Source organism: Ottowia sp. VDI28 (assembly GCF_049532675.1).
Taxonomy (GTDB): domain Bacteria; phylum Pseudomonadota; class Gammaproteobacteria; order Burkholderiales; family Burkholderiaceae_C; genus Ottowia.
Genome location: NZ_CP149820.1, coordinates 5,087,500 through 5,104,596, shown reverse-complemented (window position 1 = coordinate 5,104,596; position 17,097 = coordinate 5,087,500). Strand labels below are relative to the sequence as shown.

The 17,097-nt window shown below is 62.2% G+C and carries 15 protein-coding genes and 1 pseudogene; 12 read left to right on the top strand and 4 right to left on the bottom strand.

Annotated features, from left to right (window positions below; genetic code table 11):
* Positions 1-38 precede the first annotated feature (38 nt).
* From fabZ to WJU18_RS24290, 8 genes are all read left to right on the top strand, one after another.
* Positions 39-482: a 3-hydroxyacyl-ACP dehydratase FabZ gene (gene fabZ / locus WJU18_RS24325; RefSeq protein WP_423456268.1), complete on the top strand. Its 444-nt coding sequence runs from the start codon at positions 39-41 to the stop codon at positions 480-482.
* 60 nt (positions 483-542) lie between these two features.
* Positions 543-1,331 carry an acyl-ACP--UDP-N-acetylglucosamine O-acyltransferase gene (gene lpxA / locus WJU18_RS24320; RefSeq protein ID WP_423456266.1) on the top strand — a complete coding sequence of 263 codons (789 nt, stop codon included), beginning with the start codon at positions 543-545 and terminating at the stop codon, positions 1,329-1,331.
* A 91-nt stretch (positions 1,332-1,422) separates the two neighbouring features.
* Positions 1,423-2,631 (top strand): lipid-A-disaccharide synthase, encoded by a 1,209-nt coding sequence (lpxB, locus tag WJU18_RS24315; protein WP_423456264.1) that lies wholly within the window; start codon positions 1,423-1,425, stop codon positions 2,629-2,631.
* Positions 2,603-3,241 carry a ribonuclease HII gene (gene rnhB, locus WJU18_RS24310; protein ID WP_423456262.1) on the top strand — a complete coding sequence of 213 codons (639 nt, stop codon included), beginning with the start codon at positions 2,603-2,605 and terminating at the stop codon, positions 3,239-3,241. Before lpxB ends, rnhB begins: the two co-directional genes overlap by 29 nt.
* The gene (locus WJU18_RS24305) at positions 3,238-4,014 is read left to right on the top strand and encodes a TrmH family RNA methyltransferase (protein ID WP_423456261.1); all 777 of its coding nucleotides are present in this window, start codon (positions 3,238-3,240) and stop codon (positions 4,012-4,014) included. The genes rnhB and WJU18_RS24305 overlap by 4 nt, the downstream gene beginning before the upstream one ends.
* A 238-nt stretch (positions 4,015-4,252) precedes the next feature.
* A complete protein-coding gene (carA, locus tag WJU18_RS24300) occupies positions 4,253-5,422 on the top strand; it encodes a glutamine-hydrolyzing carbamoyl-phosphate synthase small subunit (RefSeq protein WP_423456259.1) in 1,170 nt (389 codons plus the stop codon).
* A 68-nt stretch (positions 5,423-5,490) separates the two neighbouring features.
* Positions 5,491-8,796: a carbamoyl-phosphate synthase large subunit gene (carB, locus tag WJU18_RS24295; protein ID WP_423456257.1), complete on the top strand. Its 3,306-nt coding sequence runs from the start codon at positions 5,491-5,493 to the stop codon at positions 8,794-8,796.
* A gap of 211 nt (positions 8,797-9,007) precedes the next feature.
* Positions 9,008-9,364: a hypothetical protein gene (locus tag WJU18_RS24290; RefSeq protein ID WP_423456255.1), complete on the top strand. Its 357-nt coding sequence runs from the start codon at positions 9,008-9,010 to the stop codon at positions 9,362-9,364.
* Between the two features lie 288 nt (positions 9,365-9,652).
* Here the strand turns inward: WJU18_RS24290 and WJU18_RS24285 are convergent, their stop codons facing one another.
* Positions 9,653-10,357, bottom strand: a complete 705-nt coding sequence (locus WJU18_RS24285; RefSeq protein ID WP_423456253.1) for a carbonic anhydrase family protein — start codon at positions 10,355-10,357, stop codon at positions 9,653-9,655.
* Between the two features lie 253 nt (positions 10,358-10,610).
* On the opposite strand from WJU18_RS24285, the gene greA reads away from it, so the two are divergent.
* From greA to WJU18_RS24265, 4 genes are read left to right on the top strand one after another with little or no spacing between them, the layout of a single operon-like run.
* Entirely contained in the window at positions 10,611-11,087 is a 477-nt protein-coding gene (gene greA / locus WJU18_RS24280) for a transcription elongation factor GreA (protein WP_423456251.1), read from the top strand.
* Between the two features lie 52 nt (positions 11,088-11,139).
* Entirely contained in the window at positions 11,140-11,559 is a 420-nt protein-coding gene (locus WJU18_RS24275) for a DUF4149 domain-containing protein (RefSeq protein ID WP_423456250.1), read from the top strand.
* Positions 11,556-12,449, top strand: coding sequence for a Kdo hydroxylase family protein (locus WJU18_RS24270; protein ID WP_423456248.1), 894 nt, complete (start codon positions 11,556-11,558; stop codon positions 12,447-12,449). The genes WJU18_RS24275 and WJU18_RS24270 overlap by 4 nt, the downstream gene beginning before the upstream one ends.
* 3 nt (positions 12,450-12,452) lie before the next feature.
* A complete protein-coding gene (locus WJU18_RS24265) occupies positions 12,453-13,073 on the top strand; it encodes a DUF1294 domain-containing protein (protein WP_423456247.1) in 621 nt (206 codons plus the stop codon).
* Between the two features lie 156 nt (positions 13,074-13,229).
* Here WJU18_RS24265 and WJU18_RS24260 read toward each other — a convergent pair.
* The 3 genes and pseudogenes from WJU18_RS24260 to WJU18_RS24250 all read right to left on the bottom strand — a co-directional run bounded on the left by WJU18_RS24260 (position 13,230) and on the right by WJU18_RS24250 (position 17,094).
* Positions 13,230-15,583: pseudogene (locus tag WJU18_RS24260) on the bottom strand (penicillin acylase family protein).
* Between the two features lie 252 nt (positions 15,584-15,835).
* The gene (locus WJU18_RS24255) at positions 15,836-16,558 is read right to left on the bottom strand and encodes a glycosyltransferase (RefSeq protein ID WP_423461090.1); all 723 of its coding nucleotides are present in this window, start codon (positions 16,556-16,558) and stop codon (positions 15,836-15,838) included.
* A 62-nt stretch (positions 16,559-16,620) separates the two neighbouring features.
* Positions 16,621-17,094: a YhbY family RNA-binding protein gene (locus tag WJU18_RS24250; RefSeq protein ID WP_423456245.1), complete on the bottom strand. Its 474-nt coding sequence runs from the start codon at positions 17,092-17,094 to the stop codon at positions 16,621-16,623.
* Positions 17,095-17,097 lie beyond the last annotated feature (3 nt).

Here is a 17,097-nt window from a genome sequence, read left to right as displayed (position 1 = left end):
GGCTATAGGTACAGAAAACAGCCTGGAAGCAACCCGCCATGATGGACATCCACCAGATTCTTTCCAAACTACCGCACCGATATCCTTTTCTGCTGGTGGATCGCGTGCTTGACGTGGATCTTCAGGCGAAGCAACTGCGTGCCCTCAAGAACGTGACGGTGAACGAACCGTTCTTTACCGGCCACTTCCCGCAGCGGCCCGTCATGCCGGGGGTACTGATGCTGGAGGCGCTGGCCCAGGCTTCGGCCCTGCTTTCGTTCCAGACCGAAGGCATCTCGCTCGATGACGATACCGTCTTCTACTTCGTCGGCATCGATGGCGCCCGCTTCAAACGCCCGGTGGAGCCGGGTGATCAGCTCATTTTGCACGCGGCCATAGATCGTGTGCGCGCAGGCATCTACAAGTTCAATTGCAAAGCCACCGTGGACGATGACCTGGCTTGCGAAGCGGCGCTCATGTGCACCATGCGGAAAGTCCGATGACATTCCTGGAGCCGGCCCAGCTCACCTTCCGGATGCAGCCGTTCGCCGGAATCTTCTGAAATGATACAGATCCATCCGACCGCATTGATTGACCCTCAAGCAGAGCTTGACGGGAGCGTTGCCGTGGGGGCTTACAGCGTCATTGGTCCGCATGTGCGGATAGGTGCCGGCACCACGATCGGGCCGCATTGCGTGATCGAGGGGCATACTACCCTGGGGCGGGACAACCGGATTTTCCAGTTCGCCAGCATTGGCGCCGCCCCGCAAGACAAGAAATACCGCGGAGAACCCACGCGCCTGGAAATCGGCGACGGCAACACCATCCGCGAGTTCGTCACCATCAACACCGGCACGGTGCAGGACGCGGGCGTTACCCGTGTGGGCGATGACAACTGGATCATGGCCTACGTGCACATCGCGCATGATTGCCAGTTGGGCAGCCACATCATCATGGCCAATTCGGCCACTCTGGGCGGGCATGTGCACCTGGGAGACTGGGTGTTCGTGGGCGGCCTGACGGGGATCCATCAGTTCGTGCGCATAGGCGCGCACGCCATGACCGGCTTTCAAACCCGGCTATCGCAGGACCTGCCTCCTTTCGTCACCGCGGCTGGCAATCCGGCCGAGGCCCAAAGCATCAATGCCGAGGGACTCCGGCGCCGCGGCTATTCACCTGAGCGCATCACGCTCATCAAGCAGATGCACCGGCTGCTCTACCGCAAGGGGCTGACACTGGAGGCCGCCCGCCAGCAGATCGATGCGTTGCGTGGTGAGGTCGCCGAGGCAGATGCTGATATCAGTTTGATGCAGGATTTCCTGGACAGTGCCTCCCGTGGCATCGTTCGCTGATCTTTCATCGCCGGGCCGCTCCCAAGATGAAAGGCGCCCCCTCGGGGGGCAGCGGACCACGCGGAGCGGGGAAGCGTGGGGGTCATTTCTTATGGATGCAGCGCCAACGATTGCGATGGTGGCGGGCGAACCTTCCGGCGATCTGCTGGCAAGCCTGCTGCTGAAGAGTCTGCGCACCCGCTGGCCGGGTCTGCGGGCGCGCGGGATTGGCGGCCCGCAGATGGCGGCACAGCACTTCGACGCCTGGTGGCCTACCGAGAAGCTCGCGGTGCGCGGTTATCTGGAAGTGTTGCCGCGCCTGCCGGAATTGCTGCGAATCCGCCGCCAGCTCGCGGACAGGCTGGTGCAGGAAAAACCTGATCTGTTCATTGGCGTCGATGCGCCCGATTTCAACTTCGACCTGGAAGCGCGCCTGAAGAGCGCCGGCCTCAAAACGCTGCACTTCGTCAGTCCCTCCTTCTGGGCCTGGCGTCCGGAAAAACTCCTCAAGCTCAAGGCTGGGGCCGACTATGTGCTTTGCCTGTTCCCGTTCGAGCCAGAATTGCTCGCCGCGCAAGGTATCGCTGCTACCTATGTGGGTCATCCGTTAGCGAGTGTCATTCCCATGGTGCCGGACCGGGCTGCGGCTCGAAGGGATCTGGGGCTCGACCAGAGCAGCCCTGTGATCGCGCTGCTGCCTGGCAGCCGCTCGGCTGAAATCAAGCATCTGCTGCCCCGTTTTCTGGCGGCCGCCGGGCTGATCAGGCAAGCACGCCCTACCGCGCAATTCGCCGTGCCGGCAGTGCCTCACCTGCTGGCAGGCATCCAGGCAGCAGCCGAGGCGAGCGGTCTGGGATCCGCGCTGAAAGTGGTGCCGGGCCAGTCACATGCCGTCCTGGCTGCCTGCGATGCCACGCTGATCGCCAGCGGCACGGCCACACTGGAAGCCGCGCTGTTCAAGCGTCCCATGGTGATCGCTTACGCCATGCCCGGCCTTAGTTATTGGTTGATGCGCCGCAAGCGCCAATTGCCCTGGATTGGTTTGCCCAATGTGCTTTGCGCGCCGCGCGAGTGGCTGCACCGTCCTCCAGATATGGCGGCTCATGCCTTTGCGGACCGCCCGGACGCCCCGTACGTAGTGCCCGAACTCGTGCAGGACGCCGCCACTCCTCGGGCTTTGGCCGATGCAGTATTGGATTGGTTGGGCGCTCCTGAGAAAATTTCCGATATTGAACAACGCTTTACCGCGCTGCACTATGAATTGCAGCGAGATACTGCTCGCCTGGCCACCAATGCGATCGAAACGCTTCTTGCACGCTGAGCAACGCCCGCTGGATTGGGATTCACCGGGTTTGATCGCCGGCGTGGACGAGGCTGGGCGTGGTCCGTTGGCGGGTCCGGTCGTGGCCGCAGCCGTGATCCTGGATCCGCGCCAACCGATCGAGGGGCTGGCTGATTCCAAGCAGCTCAGCCCCTCGAGGCGTGAGCGGCTGTACGATGAGATTCGTGCCAAAGCCCTGTGCTGCGCTATCGCCCAGGCCTCGGTGGAGGAAATCGACAGTATCAATATCCTCCAGGCCACCTTGCTGGCCATGCAGCGTGCCGTGGCCCAACTGCGTCTGCCGCCCGTGAAAGTGTTGGTGGACGGCAACAGGCTTCCCGCGCTCAAGGTGCGAGCCGAAGCCGTGGTAGGGGGCGACGCCCTGGTGCCTGCCATTTCTGCGGCGTCGATCCTCGCCAAGGTTTACCGTGACCGCTGGTGCGTGGAGGTGGATGCGGCCTGGCCGCAGTATGGCTTCGCGGCGCACAAGGGGTATGGCACACCCGCCCATCTTGTGGCGTTGCGCCAGCATGGCGCCTGCGAACACCATCGGCGTTCGTTCTCGCCCGTAGCGCAAGTGCTTTCGGCGGGCGTGGAGGTCACACCGTGAGTACCGCTGAACCGACCTGGATCAGCTCACGGGACAACCCGCTGATCAAGGATTTCAAGCGTCTCGCACAAGACAGCGGGGCCTATCGCAAGCAGGGCAGGGTGTGGGTCGAGGGCGATCACCTTTGCCGCGCCGCCCTGGCACGGGGTGTAGCGCCCGCGATAGCGGTGTTCACCGAGTCCTGCTGGCCAGGAGCTGAGGCCTACCGGGCACGTGCACCTGGACGGAATATCGTTGTCAGCGATACCTTGATGGCGCACATGAGTGGCCTCGAATCGCCCGCGCCAATGGCGTTCGTGATTGAAATGCCCGCCGCGCCAGCCCTGAATCCTGATGCGCCCACCGTGATCCTCGATCGCGTGCAGGATGCCGGCAATGTCGGCTCCATCCTTCGCAGTGCGGGTGCTTTCGGGTTCCGGCAGGTGCTGGCGCTCAAAGGGAGCGCGCTGCTCTGGTCGCCCAAGGTCCTGCGGGCCGGCATGGGGGCTCATTTTGGCCTTGATCTGGTGGAAGGGCTGTCTGTCCCAGGCCTGGCGGCATTGCGCGTGCCGTTGCTGGTCACCAGTTCCCATGAGGGCGACTTCCTGCACCAAGGCAAGCTGCCCTGGCCTTGTGCCTGGATCATGGGGCATGAGGGGCAGGGGGTCGGTGCCGAGTTGATGGCACGCGCGGCCCAGGCTGTGCGCATCGCGCAACCTGGCGGCGAGGAGTCTCTTAATGTCTCCGCTGCCGCTGCCATTTGTCTGCACGCCAGCGCTACCGCGCGCAGGTGACGGTAACGGCGGGGAAAAGTGAGCTCTCCGGCCCTTGATTCCTCTTCACCGTCTCGGAAAAAGGGGGTAAAACAGTCCCTACGGGGGCCGGGGACAGGTGGCTGGCGGCTATAATCAAGAGCTTTTCTCGAAACAGCGTCGCCCCACCGCAGCCAGGCATCCCATTCCTTCCGAGAGACCCCGCGTCCAAGACGCGGGCGCGGCATGCGCAGGCGACCGTAACCACCCGGAGAACCCTGTGCTTTCGTCACTCGAGGGGAAATTCCCGTACGCCATCCTCGCCCTCGCCGACGGCAGCGTCTTCATCGGTCAGTCCATTGGGGCTGCCGGTACCACCGTTGGCGAGGTCGTGTTCAACACCTCCATTACCGGCTACCAGGAAATCCTCACCGATCCGAGCTACTGCCAGCAGATCGTCACGCTCACCTACCCGCACATCGGCAACTACGGCATCAATGCCGAGGACGTCGAATCCGCCAAGGTGCAAGCCGCCGGCCTCATCATCCGCGATGTGCCGCTGCTGCACAGCAACTTCCGCGCTGAACAGTCCCTGAGCGATTACCTCAAGGCCGAAGGCACGGTCGCCATTGCCGGCATCGATACGCGCCAGCTGACCCGCCTGCTCCGCACCAAGGGCGCCCAAAATGGTGCCATTGCCGCCTTGCCCGCCGGCCAGGCCGTGACCCAGGCTCATATCGACGCTGCCCTGGATGCCGCGCGCGCTGCGCCATCCATGGCCGGGCTGGACCTGGCCAAAGTCGTGACCACGTCCACTCCCTACGAATGGAACCAGACCGAATGGGCGCTGGGCCAGGGTTACGGCACTCAGAAGGAGCCCCGCTTCAAGGTGGTAGCCTACGACTTCGGTGTCAAGTACAACATCCTACGCATGCTGGCCGAGCGCGGCTGCCAGATCACCGTGGTGCCGGCGCAAACCTCCGCTGCCGAAGTGCTGGCCATGAAGCCGGACGGCGTGTTTCTTTCCAACGGCCCTGGGGATCCAGAGCCTTGCGACTACGCGATTGCCGCCACGCGCGACATCGTGGCGAGCGGTATGCCCACCTTCGGCATCTGCCTCGGCCATCAGATCATGGCGCTGGCTGCCGGCGGCAAAAGCTTCAAAATGGACAACAGCCACCACGGTGCCAACCACCCGGTGAAAGAGCTGGCCACCGGCCGCGTCAGCATCACGAGCCAGAACCACGGCTTCGCGGTGGACATGGCTTCGCTGCCCAGCACGCTGGAGCCTACCCACATCAGCCTCTTCGACGGTACTTTGCAGGGGCTCGCGTTCAAGGATCGCCCGGCTTTCTGCTTCCAGGGCCACCCGGAGGCTTCGCCCGGTCCGCACGATATCGGCTACCTGTTCGATCGCTTCACCAGCCTGATGGAACAGGCGCGCGGCTGAAGGGTTGCGTCGAACCACCACGTTTTTAGCCCGAGTTTCCCCAGGCCGCGCTTTTCCAGACAGCTCCCATGCCCAAAAGAACAGACCTAGATACCATCCTCATCATCGGCGCAGGCCCCATCGTCATCGGCCAGGCCTGTGAGTTCGATTACTCCGGCGTGCAGGCGTGCAAAGCGCTGCGCGAAGAGGGGTACCAAGTGGTGTTGATCAACAGCAACCCCGCCACCATCATGACCGATCCGGCTACGGCGGATGTGACCTACATCGAGCCGATCACCTGGCAGACGGTGGAGAAGATCATCGCCAAGGAGCGCGCCCGGCGCCCCGGCGGTTTCGCCATCCTGCCCACGATGGGCGGGCAAACGGCACTGAACTGCGCGCTGGATCTGTGGCGCAATGGCGTGCTGGCCAAGTACAACGTCGAACTGATCGGCGCGACCCCCGAAGCCATCGACAAGGCCGAGGACCGCCTGAAGTTCAAGGAGGCCATGACCAAGATCGGCCTCGGTTCCGCGCGTTCGGGCATTGCCCACACCATGGAAGAGGCCTGGGCGGTGCAGAAGCACGTGGGTTTCCCCACCGTCATACGCCCCAGTTTCACGCTCGGCGGCACCGGCGGCGGCATCGCCTACAACCCCGAGGAATTCGAGACCATCTGCAAGCGCGGCCTGGAAGCCTCGCCCACCAGCGAGCTGCTGATCGAAGAATCGCTGCTTGGCTGGAAAGAATACGAGATGGAAGTGGTGCGCGACAAGGCGGACAACTGCATCATCGTCTGCTCCATCGAGAACCTGGATCCAATGGGTGTGCACACGGGTGACTCCATCACCGTGGCCCCGGCGCAAACCCTGACCGACAAAGAGTACCAGCTCATGCGCGACGCCAGCCTGGCGGTGCTGCGTGAGATCGGTGTCGACACCGGCGGCTCCAACGTGCAGTTCTCGGTCAATCCGAAGGACGGCCGCATCATCGTGATCGAGATGAACCCGCGCGTGTCGCGTTCGTCGGCGCTGGCCTCCAAGGCCACGGGTTTCCCCATTGCCAAGGTGGCGGCCAAGCTGGCCGTGGGCTACACGCTGGATGAGCTGCGCAACGAGATCACCGGCGGTGCCACGCCAGCCAGTTTCGAGCCGACCATCGACTATGTGGTCACCAAGATCCCGCGTTTCGCGTTCGAGAAATTCCCCGCCGCTGACAACCGCCTGACCACGCAGATGAAGAGCGTGGGCGAAGTCATGGCCATTGGCCGCACTTTCCAGGAAAGCTTCCAGAAGGCGCTGCGCGGCCTCGAAGTCGGCGTGGACGGCATGAACGAAAAAACCCAGGACCGTGAGGTACTGGAAAAGGAACTGGGCGAGCCCGGTCCCGAGCGTATCTGGTATGTGGGCGATGCCTTCGCGGCCGGCTGGTCGCTGGACGAAGTGCACGCCATCACCAAGATCGACAAGTGGTTCCTGGTGCAGATCGAAGAGATCGTGAAGATCGAGCTGGATCTGGACCAGCACACCGAGCAGCATGGTGATCAAGCGCTTGCCAAGCTGTCCAAGGACGAGCTGCTGACGCTGAAGAAAAAAGGCTTCTCCGACAGGCGTCTGGCCAAACTGCTCAAAACCACCGACAAGGCTGTCCGCGAAGCCCGCCGCGCGCTGAACGTGCGCCCCGTGTACAAGCGCGTGGACACCTGCGCCGCCGAGTTCGCCACCAACACCGCCTACATGTACTCGACCTACGAGGCCGAGTGCGAGGCAGAGCCCACCACCAAGAAGAAAATCATGGTGCTGGGCGGCGGCCCCAACCGCATCGGCCAGGGCATCGAGTTCGACTACTGCTGCGTGCACGCCGCCCTTGCCATGCGCGAGGATGGCTATGAAACCATCATGGTCAACTGCAACCCCGAGACGGTTTCCACCGACTACGACACCTCCGACCGCCTCTACTTCGAGCCGCTCACGCTCGAAGATGTGCTCGAAATCGTCGACAAGGAAAAGCCCACTGGCGTGATCGTGCAGTACGGCGGCCAGACGCCGCTGAAACTGGCGCTCGGCCTGGAGGCTGAAGGCGTGCCTATCATCGGCACCAGCCCCGACATGATCGACGCCGCCGAAGACCGCGAGCGTTTCCAGAAACTGCTGCACGAACTCGGCTTGCGCCAGCCGCCCAATGCCACCGCGCGCGCCGAAGGCGAAGCGCTGGAAAAAGCGGCCGAGCTGGGCTACCCGCTGGTGGTTCGGCCTTCGTACGTGCTGGGCGGCCGTGCCATGGAAATCGTGCACGAGCAGCGCGATCTGGAGCGCTACATGCGCGAGGCCGTGAAAGTCAGCAACGATTCTCCTGTGCTGCTGGACCGCTTCCTTTCCGACGCCATCGAATGCGACGTGGATGCCATCCGCGATGCCTCCGGCCGGGTGCTGATTGGCGGTGTCATGGAGCACATCGAGCAGGCGGGCGTGCACTCAGGCGACTCTGGTTGCTCGCTGCCGCCGTATTACCTCAAGCAGCCGACTATTGACGAGCTGAAGCGCCAAACGGCGGCTATGGCTGAAGGCCTGAACGTGGTCGGCCTGATGAACGTGCAGTTTGCCATTCAGGAAAAACCGCAGCCCGACGGCAGCAAACAGGACATCATCTACGTGCTGGAGGTCAACCCGCGCGCCAGCCGTACAGTGCCTTTCGTGAGCAAGGCCACGGGTGTCCAGCTGGCCAAAGTGGCCGCACGCTGCATGGCAGGCCAGACGCTGGATGAGCAGGGTATCGGCCAGGAAGTCACGCCGCCTTATTTCAGCGTGAAAGAAGCCGTGTTCCCGTTCGTCAAGTTCCCGGGTGTGGACACCATTCTCGGCCCCGAGATGAAATCCACCGGCGAGGTCATGGGCGTAGGCAAGACTTTCGGCGAAGCCTACATCAAGGCCCAGATGGGCGCCGGAGAACGCCTGCCGCGTGCGCTGAAGGCGGACGGCACGCCCGCCGGCAAGGTGTTCCTCACCGTGAAGAACAGCGACAAGCCGACGGCCGTGAAGATTGCGCGCGATCTGGTGTCGATGGGGTTCAAGCTCATCGCCACGCGCGGCACAGCCACTGCCATCGAGGCGGCTGGCGTGCCCTGCGAGACCGTCAACAAGGTCACTGAAGGCCGGCCGCATATCGTGGACATGATCAAGAACAACGAGATTGCCTTGGTCATCAACACGGTCGAAGAGCGCCGCAACGCCATCGCCGATAGCCGTGCCATCCGTACCAGTGCCTTGCTGGCACGCGTGCCCACCATTACCACCATTGCTGGTGCCGAGGCCGCGGTCGAAGGCATGAGATTCATGGACAAGTTGGCCGTTGTGTCCGTGCAGGAAATGCACGAGCAACTGGCAGCTGCAGCCTGATTGTTCCCTCCAAACTCCGCTCTCTCACTTATGTGGGAGCGGATTTGAAGCCGGCCTGAAGGCCGTCCTTCGATCATCATTTTCCGCGCAGCCCCGCATGCGCGGCACTAGCACCATGCGCATGCAGGCGCGTGCTGCGTTTCTCTTTCACCACCACTCCAGCCCGACGGACCACAGTCCGTCGGATGGGTGTTCTTTTTCAAAGTTTTCCATGAGAATTTCGCGATCCCTGTACAGCGCATGGAGTCTGGCGGTTCTCGCATGCGCTGTTCATCCGATCGCGTATGCGGGGCCGGTCAATGAATCCGGCGCGGGCTTCCATCGATCCCATCTCAACGGCGGGGATCTTCCGATCCGTGCCCCCGGACCAGACCAACACAGTCAAGATGCGGGCTATGGGCGCGACGCTGCTGTGTTGGCGGGCGTCTTGCCGAAAGCGAGATCTGCCCATGAGGCGAAGGAGGGGCAGGAGATCGTCGCAGCACCTGACGCGGGCGAGGGCAGCCTGATGATCCTGGGTCTGCTGGCTGCCGGCCTGGGGCTCTGGAGTGTGCGCAGAAAGGACTAGGGCGTGTTCACACTAAATTCACCCCCGCGTGAGGCACTGGCCAGCTGCAATCAAGGCGCAACCCGCAGCCGGGTTGGACACCCGGCGAGGAATTGCAACGCCGAGTGCGGCTGGCCAGTGCCTCACCCTCCGGGCCGGGGACTGCCGGGCCGTATTGCCGCGTTGCGCCTCTTGCCAAGGATCGCACCTTGGCGGCAAGGCGCGCCTTGCACTACAGCCCGGCAGTCCCCGGCGCGGGGGTGAATTTAGTGTGAACACGCCCTAGCCCCGGCGCTGCTCCCGTGCTGGCTAGCCTATCCAGCTGATTCTGCCGGTCTGGACATCATGCATGGCCCCGGCGATCTTCAGTTGGCCGTCTTGCACACGCCGGGCCAGTATCTCGCTGCGCGCCGTCAAGCGTGCCATCGCATCTCGCACATTTTGCTCGGCCACGCGCTGTACCAGTTCCTTGTCCTTGGAGCTGGGAACGCCTTGGTAATTGAGCTTGGCCAGCGAAGGGCGAATCTGGGCCAGCACGCCAGTCAGCAGGCCTAGCTTGGCGTCATCGACTGCGCCCTTGATCGCGCCGCATTCGCTGTGGCCCAGTATCACGATGGCCTTGGCGCCGGTGATCTGGGTCGCGAATTCCAGGCTGCCGATGATGTCGTCGTTGACATAGTTGCCGGCGATGCGGGCCGCGAAAATATCGCCGATGCGCTGGTCGAACACCAATTCCGGAGGCACCCGGCTGTCAATGCAGCCCACCACAGCCGCAAACGGGGCTTGGCCGCTGGAAGTATCTCGCACCTGCCGGAGCAAATCGCAATGCATGGTCTGGCCAGAGAGAAAGCGCTTGTTACCTTCTCGGAGCAGGGCAAGCGCTTCTTCAGGCTTGAGCTGGCCTTGACCCTGCACGGTCTGTACGGCGCACATCTGCTGGGCAAGTGCAGGGCCCGCAAGCATGGTGAAAGAAGCGGCGAGAGCGGCCTTCAACGTATTTCTGCGAGTGAGCATGCGGGGGTCTCCTATATGGATACTGAAAGTTCCTACCCTCGAGAGCGCTCGGAGCGTGTTCAAACACGTGCTGTTGAATTAAAATGTATCACAAAGTATCTTGAAAGTCATTGTTTCCGAGGTTGCGCATGCGCGCCTTCGCGAGCGATCGAAGGGGCCTGTTTTATGAATCAATCCAAGGCATAATGACCAGACAGACACCGCCGAGGGGAAACACTCGGCGGTTTCGCTTTTGTGCAAGGAAATTTGAGACATGGCCACTATCCCCATTACCAAGCGCGGTGCCGAGAAGCTGAAGGCCGAGTTGCACCGCCTGAAGACGAAGGATCGCCCGGAAGTCATCAATGCCATCGCCGAAGCGCGTGCGCAGGGTGATCTGAGCGAAAACGCCGAGTACGATGCCGCCAAGGACCGCCAGGGCTTCATCGAAGGCCGCATCAAAGAGGTGGAAGGCAAACTCGCGGCCGCCCAGATCATCGATCCAACCGAGCTGGACGCCGGCGGCAAGGTGGTGTTCGGCGCTACCGTGGATCTGGAAGAGGAAGACTCCGGAGAGCAGGTGACCTACCAGATCGTTGGCGAAGACGAGGCCGATCTGAAGCAAGGCCTGATCAATATCTCCAGCCCGATCGCGCGCGCGCTCATCGGCAAGGAAGAGGGCGACACCGCCGAAGTGCAGGCGCCGGGCGGCGTGAAGCACTACGAGGTAATAGCGGTCAAGTACGCCTGATTTGCAGGCTTTGCAGAACCGGAAGAATCACTGACCATCGGAGACCTTTGACGTGACTGTGCGCCTGCCTCTGTTCGCTTCTGCCTTATGGTGGGGAAGCCTGACAGCCGTAGGGTTCATGGTAGTGCCGATGTTGTTCATGAACCTGCCCACGCCTGCCATGGCGGGCCTGATGGCAGCCAAGCTGTTCACGGCGCAAACCTGGGTATCGGCGGTTTGCTGCGTGGCCTTGATGCTGGTCAACCGGGTGGGCGGGAATTCGTCTAAGGTAGAGCGTCCTCAAGCCTCCATGCTGTTCATCGTTCTGGGCCTGCTGCTGGCATTGCTGGTCGAATATGCCGTGGCGCCGCGCATTGTGGCGCGCGAGAATCTTCGCTTCTGGCACAGCGCCGGCTCGGTGATGTACGGCGTGCAATGGCTGTGCGCCGCCATCGTGCTCTGGCGCATGGCCGATCCTCGAAAACAGCCATGAATTCACCCATTGTCGATATCGGCCTGACCGACTGGAGCCAGGCCCACTCCCGGCCCGAATGGACTCAGGCGGTGGAGGCCGGCAAGGTGCTTTATTTTCCCCAACTGGGCTTCGCGCTGCGGCCAGAGGAGCAACCGCTGCTGCGTGAGGACATGCTCAAAGCCGGCACACGCAATGTCAGCCTGGGGGCCGATGGGGTGCTCAAGGGGGCAGCCGGCAGCGAGGACGAACAAGAAGCGCTGGCGGCCATGGTCGGGCGCTTTCGCCAGCAGGCCATTCAACTGATCGATGGCTTGCTGCCCGAGTACAAGGGTTTGCTGCGCCTGGCACCCACCAGTTTCCGGCCCAAGCAAGTGGAAACGCGCGCGCAGTCCGTTCGTGCCGACGACCAGCGCATGCACGTCGACGCCTTCCCTTCGCGCCCCAATTACGGCGAACGCATTCTGCGTGTGTTCACGAACCTCAATCCGCAGGGCGTGGCGCGCGTATGGCGCCTGGGCGATGATTTCGAGGCCGTGGCACGGCAATTCCTGCCTCGGGCCAAGCCTTACCGTCTGTGGCAAGCCAAGGCGCTGAACGCGCTGCACGTCACCAAATCGCTGCGCAGCGAGTACGACCATCTCATGCTGCAATTGCATGACCTGATGAAGTTCGATGAGAATTATCAGAAGAACGGTACGCAGACCAGGATGCCCTTTCCGCCCGGCAGCGTATGGGTATGCTTTTCCGATCAGGCTACTCATGCCGTCATGAGCGGCCAGTTCATGATGGAGCAGACCCTGTACCTGCCTCCAGGGCGTGAGGTCGATCCTCAGTCCAGCCCGCTGGCGATTCTCACCCGCCTGACCGGTAGGCCTTTGGTTGGGGTTGGTACGGGCAAGGCCATCTAGAACATGCGATTCGAAGGAGTCATCAAGTCTTGGAATGATGACCGAGGCTTTGGCTTCATCGAACCTACCCAGGGCGGGCAAGAGATCTTTGTTCATGCGAAGGCGTTCCGCGACCCACGCGAACGCCCCCAGGTGGCTCAGCGCGTCACGTTCGAGGTGGAAATGGGGCCGCAGGGAAAGAAGCGCGCGTCTAACGTCGAACTGCTCCGAGCCCGAAGCCGTGCTCCCTTGCGCGCCAGGAAAGACAGGCCGGCTCAATGGGGTACTGCCAGTCTCTTTGCTATTCCGGTGTTCCTTGTCGTTTTGGCTTTGGGGTACGCGCTTGGCCATCCGCCGCGTTGGGCGCTTTGGGCTTACCTGGGGCTCAGTGTGATCACCTTCGTGACCTACGCCGTGGATAAGTCGGCTGCGAAACGCGGTGCGTGGCGAATTTCAGAGCAAACGCTTCATCTCATGGCGTTGCTGGGGGGCTGGCCCGGAGCGCTAGTGGCCCAGCAGGCGCTCAGGCACAAGTCTTCGAAGATGGAGTTTCGCACGGTGTTCTGGGGCACCGTCATCCTGAACATGGCAGCCTTCCTCTTTTTGGCCAGCTCTTATGGCCAGGAGCTGCTCGCCAACAGGTGAGCGTGCTTTTAGAGCCGCTTCGAGTTTGATATTGACTGTGATTGATCGTCATTCCCGCGTAGGTGGGAATGACGGCGAAAAATCTGTCGCTATTTAGATCAAAACGTTCTAAGAGATCCCAAGGCCCGTTGCTGAGGAGCGGGCCTTGGTGGCGCTTTATGGCGCGTTTCCTTGAATGACCTTGCTGGTGAGGTTCGGATCAGCAGAGATCTGATCTTCCGTGTACCGGATGTCCAGGTACTTGCCCTCGCTGTACATTCGCGTCTGGGATGAGAAGTAAGGTGACTTGTCGTTGGACGACTGGCCTTGCACCTGGATCTGCTTGCCTACCGGACCACTGGGAGCCATCTCCACCCAGTAGATGAAGCTGCTGCCATTGGTACCTTCCCAGCCATTGGCGCCAGCGAAAGGCTTGCCGTTGAGACGCTGGAAAATGTTGCCGCCAGGAAGGGGATGCGCTCGGAGCCGACGAGCCGGTATTGATAGCCCCGCAGCGGCGCGTCCAGGGGGATGCCATTTTTGACGAGATCGTCCACCGCACCGTAGAGCGCGTCGCGCACCGCATCGGATTTGTTCAAGCCACGCGGGGTGCCGTAGGGGTCCGCAGGATCGAACGGTACCGTGTAGCGATCGGCGCTGGTGCCGGTGCGCTCGACGAAGCGGCGGAACAAGACCGCACCCGGATCATCGAGGTGATAGGTTCCACCCCAGGCCTCAATGGCTTTGCAGGCCTGCGGCAAACTGGCTGGGGCGTCCGGGCGTGTCTGGAGCTCCGCGCAGAATGCCAGCAGGTCCGGCCGCCACATGCGGGCAAACTCGCGGCCATCGAACAGGACATTCACGAATTGATCGAAGGTGAAGCCCTTGCCGGGGAGACCGTCGGTGCCCGCAATCCGTTCCTCGAGCATCTGCAGCGCGCTGCGGGTACGGTGGCTCAACACCACCCGTTCTGGTCCGAACAGAGCCGGATATCCTTCGAGCGGCTGCTTCAGGTTGGTGATCCAGTGCGAGTCATTCGTGTTGAACACGTAGTCGTCCCGGAACTGGTAGGGCATCATGGAGGGCGGGAAAACGCCGGGGAACGGCGCTCCCGGGTCGTTCTTCGGCGCGCAGGTGCCGTTGCTGCCGTTCAAGACACCGGTCTCGACGGCGCACTGCTTCATCATCTCGTCGGTGACGTAAGGCAGCGGCGTGGGCATCGCACGGTAGGCGCGGCCGCTGGTGTCGGCTGCCACCATGTTGATCCAGGCCACGCCCATGGCTGCGCTGTTCGCGGCATGGATATCGTCCACCGTCTTGGCCTGGCTGTACATGTGCCACATGTTCAAGCCTGATACCTTCAGCGGGCTGTGCTTCCACGTATAGGCATGCTCCGCGGTCCACGGGCGGCTGGTGGAGGCCGAGACCGTACCGAAGATGGTCTCATAGAACGTATGGGTGTAGGGCTCGAGCTGTCCGGCCGCATTGCGGACTTGCACGGTGACCTTCGTGGGGGTCATCTCATGCCGGACGCCATCGACCATGTAGCTGGTAGGGGAGCCGGGTACGAGGTCCAGACGGTAGCGAACCCCGTTGGTGACTGACGCACCCGCAGAGGTGGCTCCCCAGCCGACCTTGTCGTTGTGGCCGATGCCAATCACCGGGCTGGCACCGAATGTCATGCCGTTGACGTTGAGTTTGCCCGGGATCGTGAGATGGGCGCCCACCATGGCATCGGCGGTTCCCCATTCCCAGTGAGGGTTGGAGAACACCATGCCGTGGCCGCTTTGGGTCGCGTCGCGGCCCAGTGCGATCATGTTGCTGGCCGTGACCTTCGGCGCTGGAATGTCCGCGAGCACGGCGGCTGCCTTGCTTTGCGGTGTCGCAGGGGCCCCAGGAGGCACGGCTGCCATGAAGCCGGACAGCTCGTTGCGCACGGCCGTGAGCATGTCGGCCCAGAAAGTCGCATTGAGGTAGACGTCCCGCTCCGTGATGGGGCGGATCCAGTCGGCGCCATCGCACCGCGAGTCCCTGAAAACGTTCTTGACCTCTTTGAGGTATTGGTTGTAGCCGGCCGCATAGCCGCGCACCAGCTCACGGACTTCGGGCAACACGCCGGTAGGCCCGGTGTTTTGCAACAGCTTGTCGATCCATCCCTCGTCGATCAGCTTCTTGATGTAGAGATCGCTGGCGAGATTGCCATTTCGGGCATCGAACGCGAATTTCGGGCCGTCGGCGCCGAAGCGCTTCGCCACCTCGGCACCTACCGTCAGCCAGCGGCCGGACATGGCGCAGCCATGGTCCTCGGCCCAGACATAACCCATGCCAAAGCCTACGCTCGCATAGTTGTCGCCCCTGATGTGAGGGACTCCGCCAGTCGTTCTTCTGATCTCTGCTTTCAGAGCGCCCGGTGTCACTGAGTCATTGGAGTCTCCGCCGCATCCTGCCAGCAGTGCACAAATGGCGCCGATGAGCGCGATGGGCTTTGCGTGGCGGCCCAGTCTCCTGATGCCCGTAGGCTTGTCTGACATACCCTCTTCTCCTGGTCTTGTAGGTGTTGATCGTGGGGATGCACGCGCCGAGGCGAGCATGCAAGTCAATAACCGACCGGATTGTTCGTAAAAACCGACCGGTCGGTTAATTAATTTAGATCAAGAAGTACTACAAAATAGCTAGGAGAAACCCTGAGATTTCTTGTGTTCACAACTTGACGCGCCAGAAAACCGCCCTGAGCGAGTGGCTTGCGCGCGGGTGAACAGAGTAGAGAGCAGACGTGCGCGGGCCTAGCTTTTCCAGGCGTCCGCAACCCAAAGCGCCGGCTTGATAAAGGCAAAGCGCTTGTTGCGCTTGCCGGCCAGAGCGTCAGGCGGGTTGACCTCGCCGTGGAAGATCACGATGCGCGCATCCTTGGGAACGAATGGCGCTTTCCAATAGTTGGTAGGCCAAGGCGGGATGCCGTGGTATTTGAAGCTCGGGCACCATGAGGCAGGCCAGTAACCCAGTTTGCCCTGGCGGTGCAGGAAGTGCGAGAGGTACTCCTGCTCATTGCGGTGCTGCTTCTGCACCTCGGCCATGTGGTTGCGAAAGTGCGCCAGCACATCGGCGTGGGCACCGAGCTTGAAGCGGTAGACCGAGGAATTGCCGACGATGCGTTCGCCGAAGCGCCAGAAGCGAGGGTAGTCGTGGATGATGAGAAACTCGCCCGGCTGGGTGAAAAAATCATCCAGGCTGCCCACGACCACGACATCCAGATCCAGAAAGAGCGCGGTGCCGCGCAGGCCGTACAGGTCGGCTTCGAACGTGGTGAGCTTCTTCCAGGCGCCATCGCGCTGGCCGGGCTTCAGGTGCAAGTCCAGCAGCGGGATGGGGCGGCACAGCACCTCCGGCCGGATGCCGTTCGCATCGTCGGTCAGGCAGATCATCTGGAAATCGCCCGTCAGGTGCCGGCGCACCATGCCATAGAGGCGGTTGACGTACTCGGGGCCGTACTTGGTGCCCCATTTCATGCATAGGATGTGGCGCTTGCCCGCATCCGCCTTCACTTCCGAATCGGCAGGACTGGAAGCCATCAGTCGTGGCGGCCCTTCTTGACCGATTTCTGTTTGGGGCTGGTGCGCTTGATCTTGCCGCCGGGGGTCAGGCGCTGGTTGCCAAGCACCCGCAGCACCTTCACTTCGGGCCGCTGGCCGCCGCGCTTGCTGTACTTGAGCACCTTGACGTCCTTGGGCCCGGGCATACGGTCTTCATCGACAGCGCGTGCTTTTTCGGGCTGGGGGCGCCACAATACCAGCAGTTTGCCGATATGTTGGATGGGCGCGGCGTTGAGTTCCCCCGCCAATTGCTGATAGATCGCCTCGCGTGCCGCGCGGTCGTCTCCCAGCACGCGTATCTTGATGAGGCCGTGCGCATTCAAGGCGGCATCAACCTCCTTGTGCACCGCGGGTGTGAGGCCATCGCTGCCGATCATCACGACGGGATCGAGGTGATGGGCATCGGCGCGGTGCGCCTTGCGCGCCGCAGGTGTGAGTTCGATTTGAGGCATGGC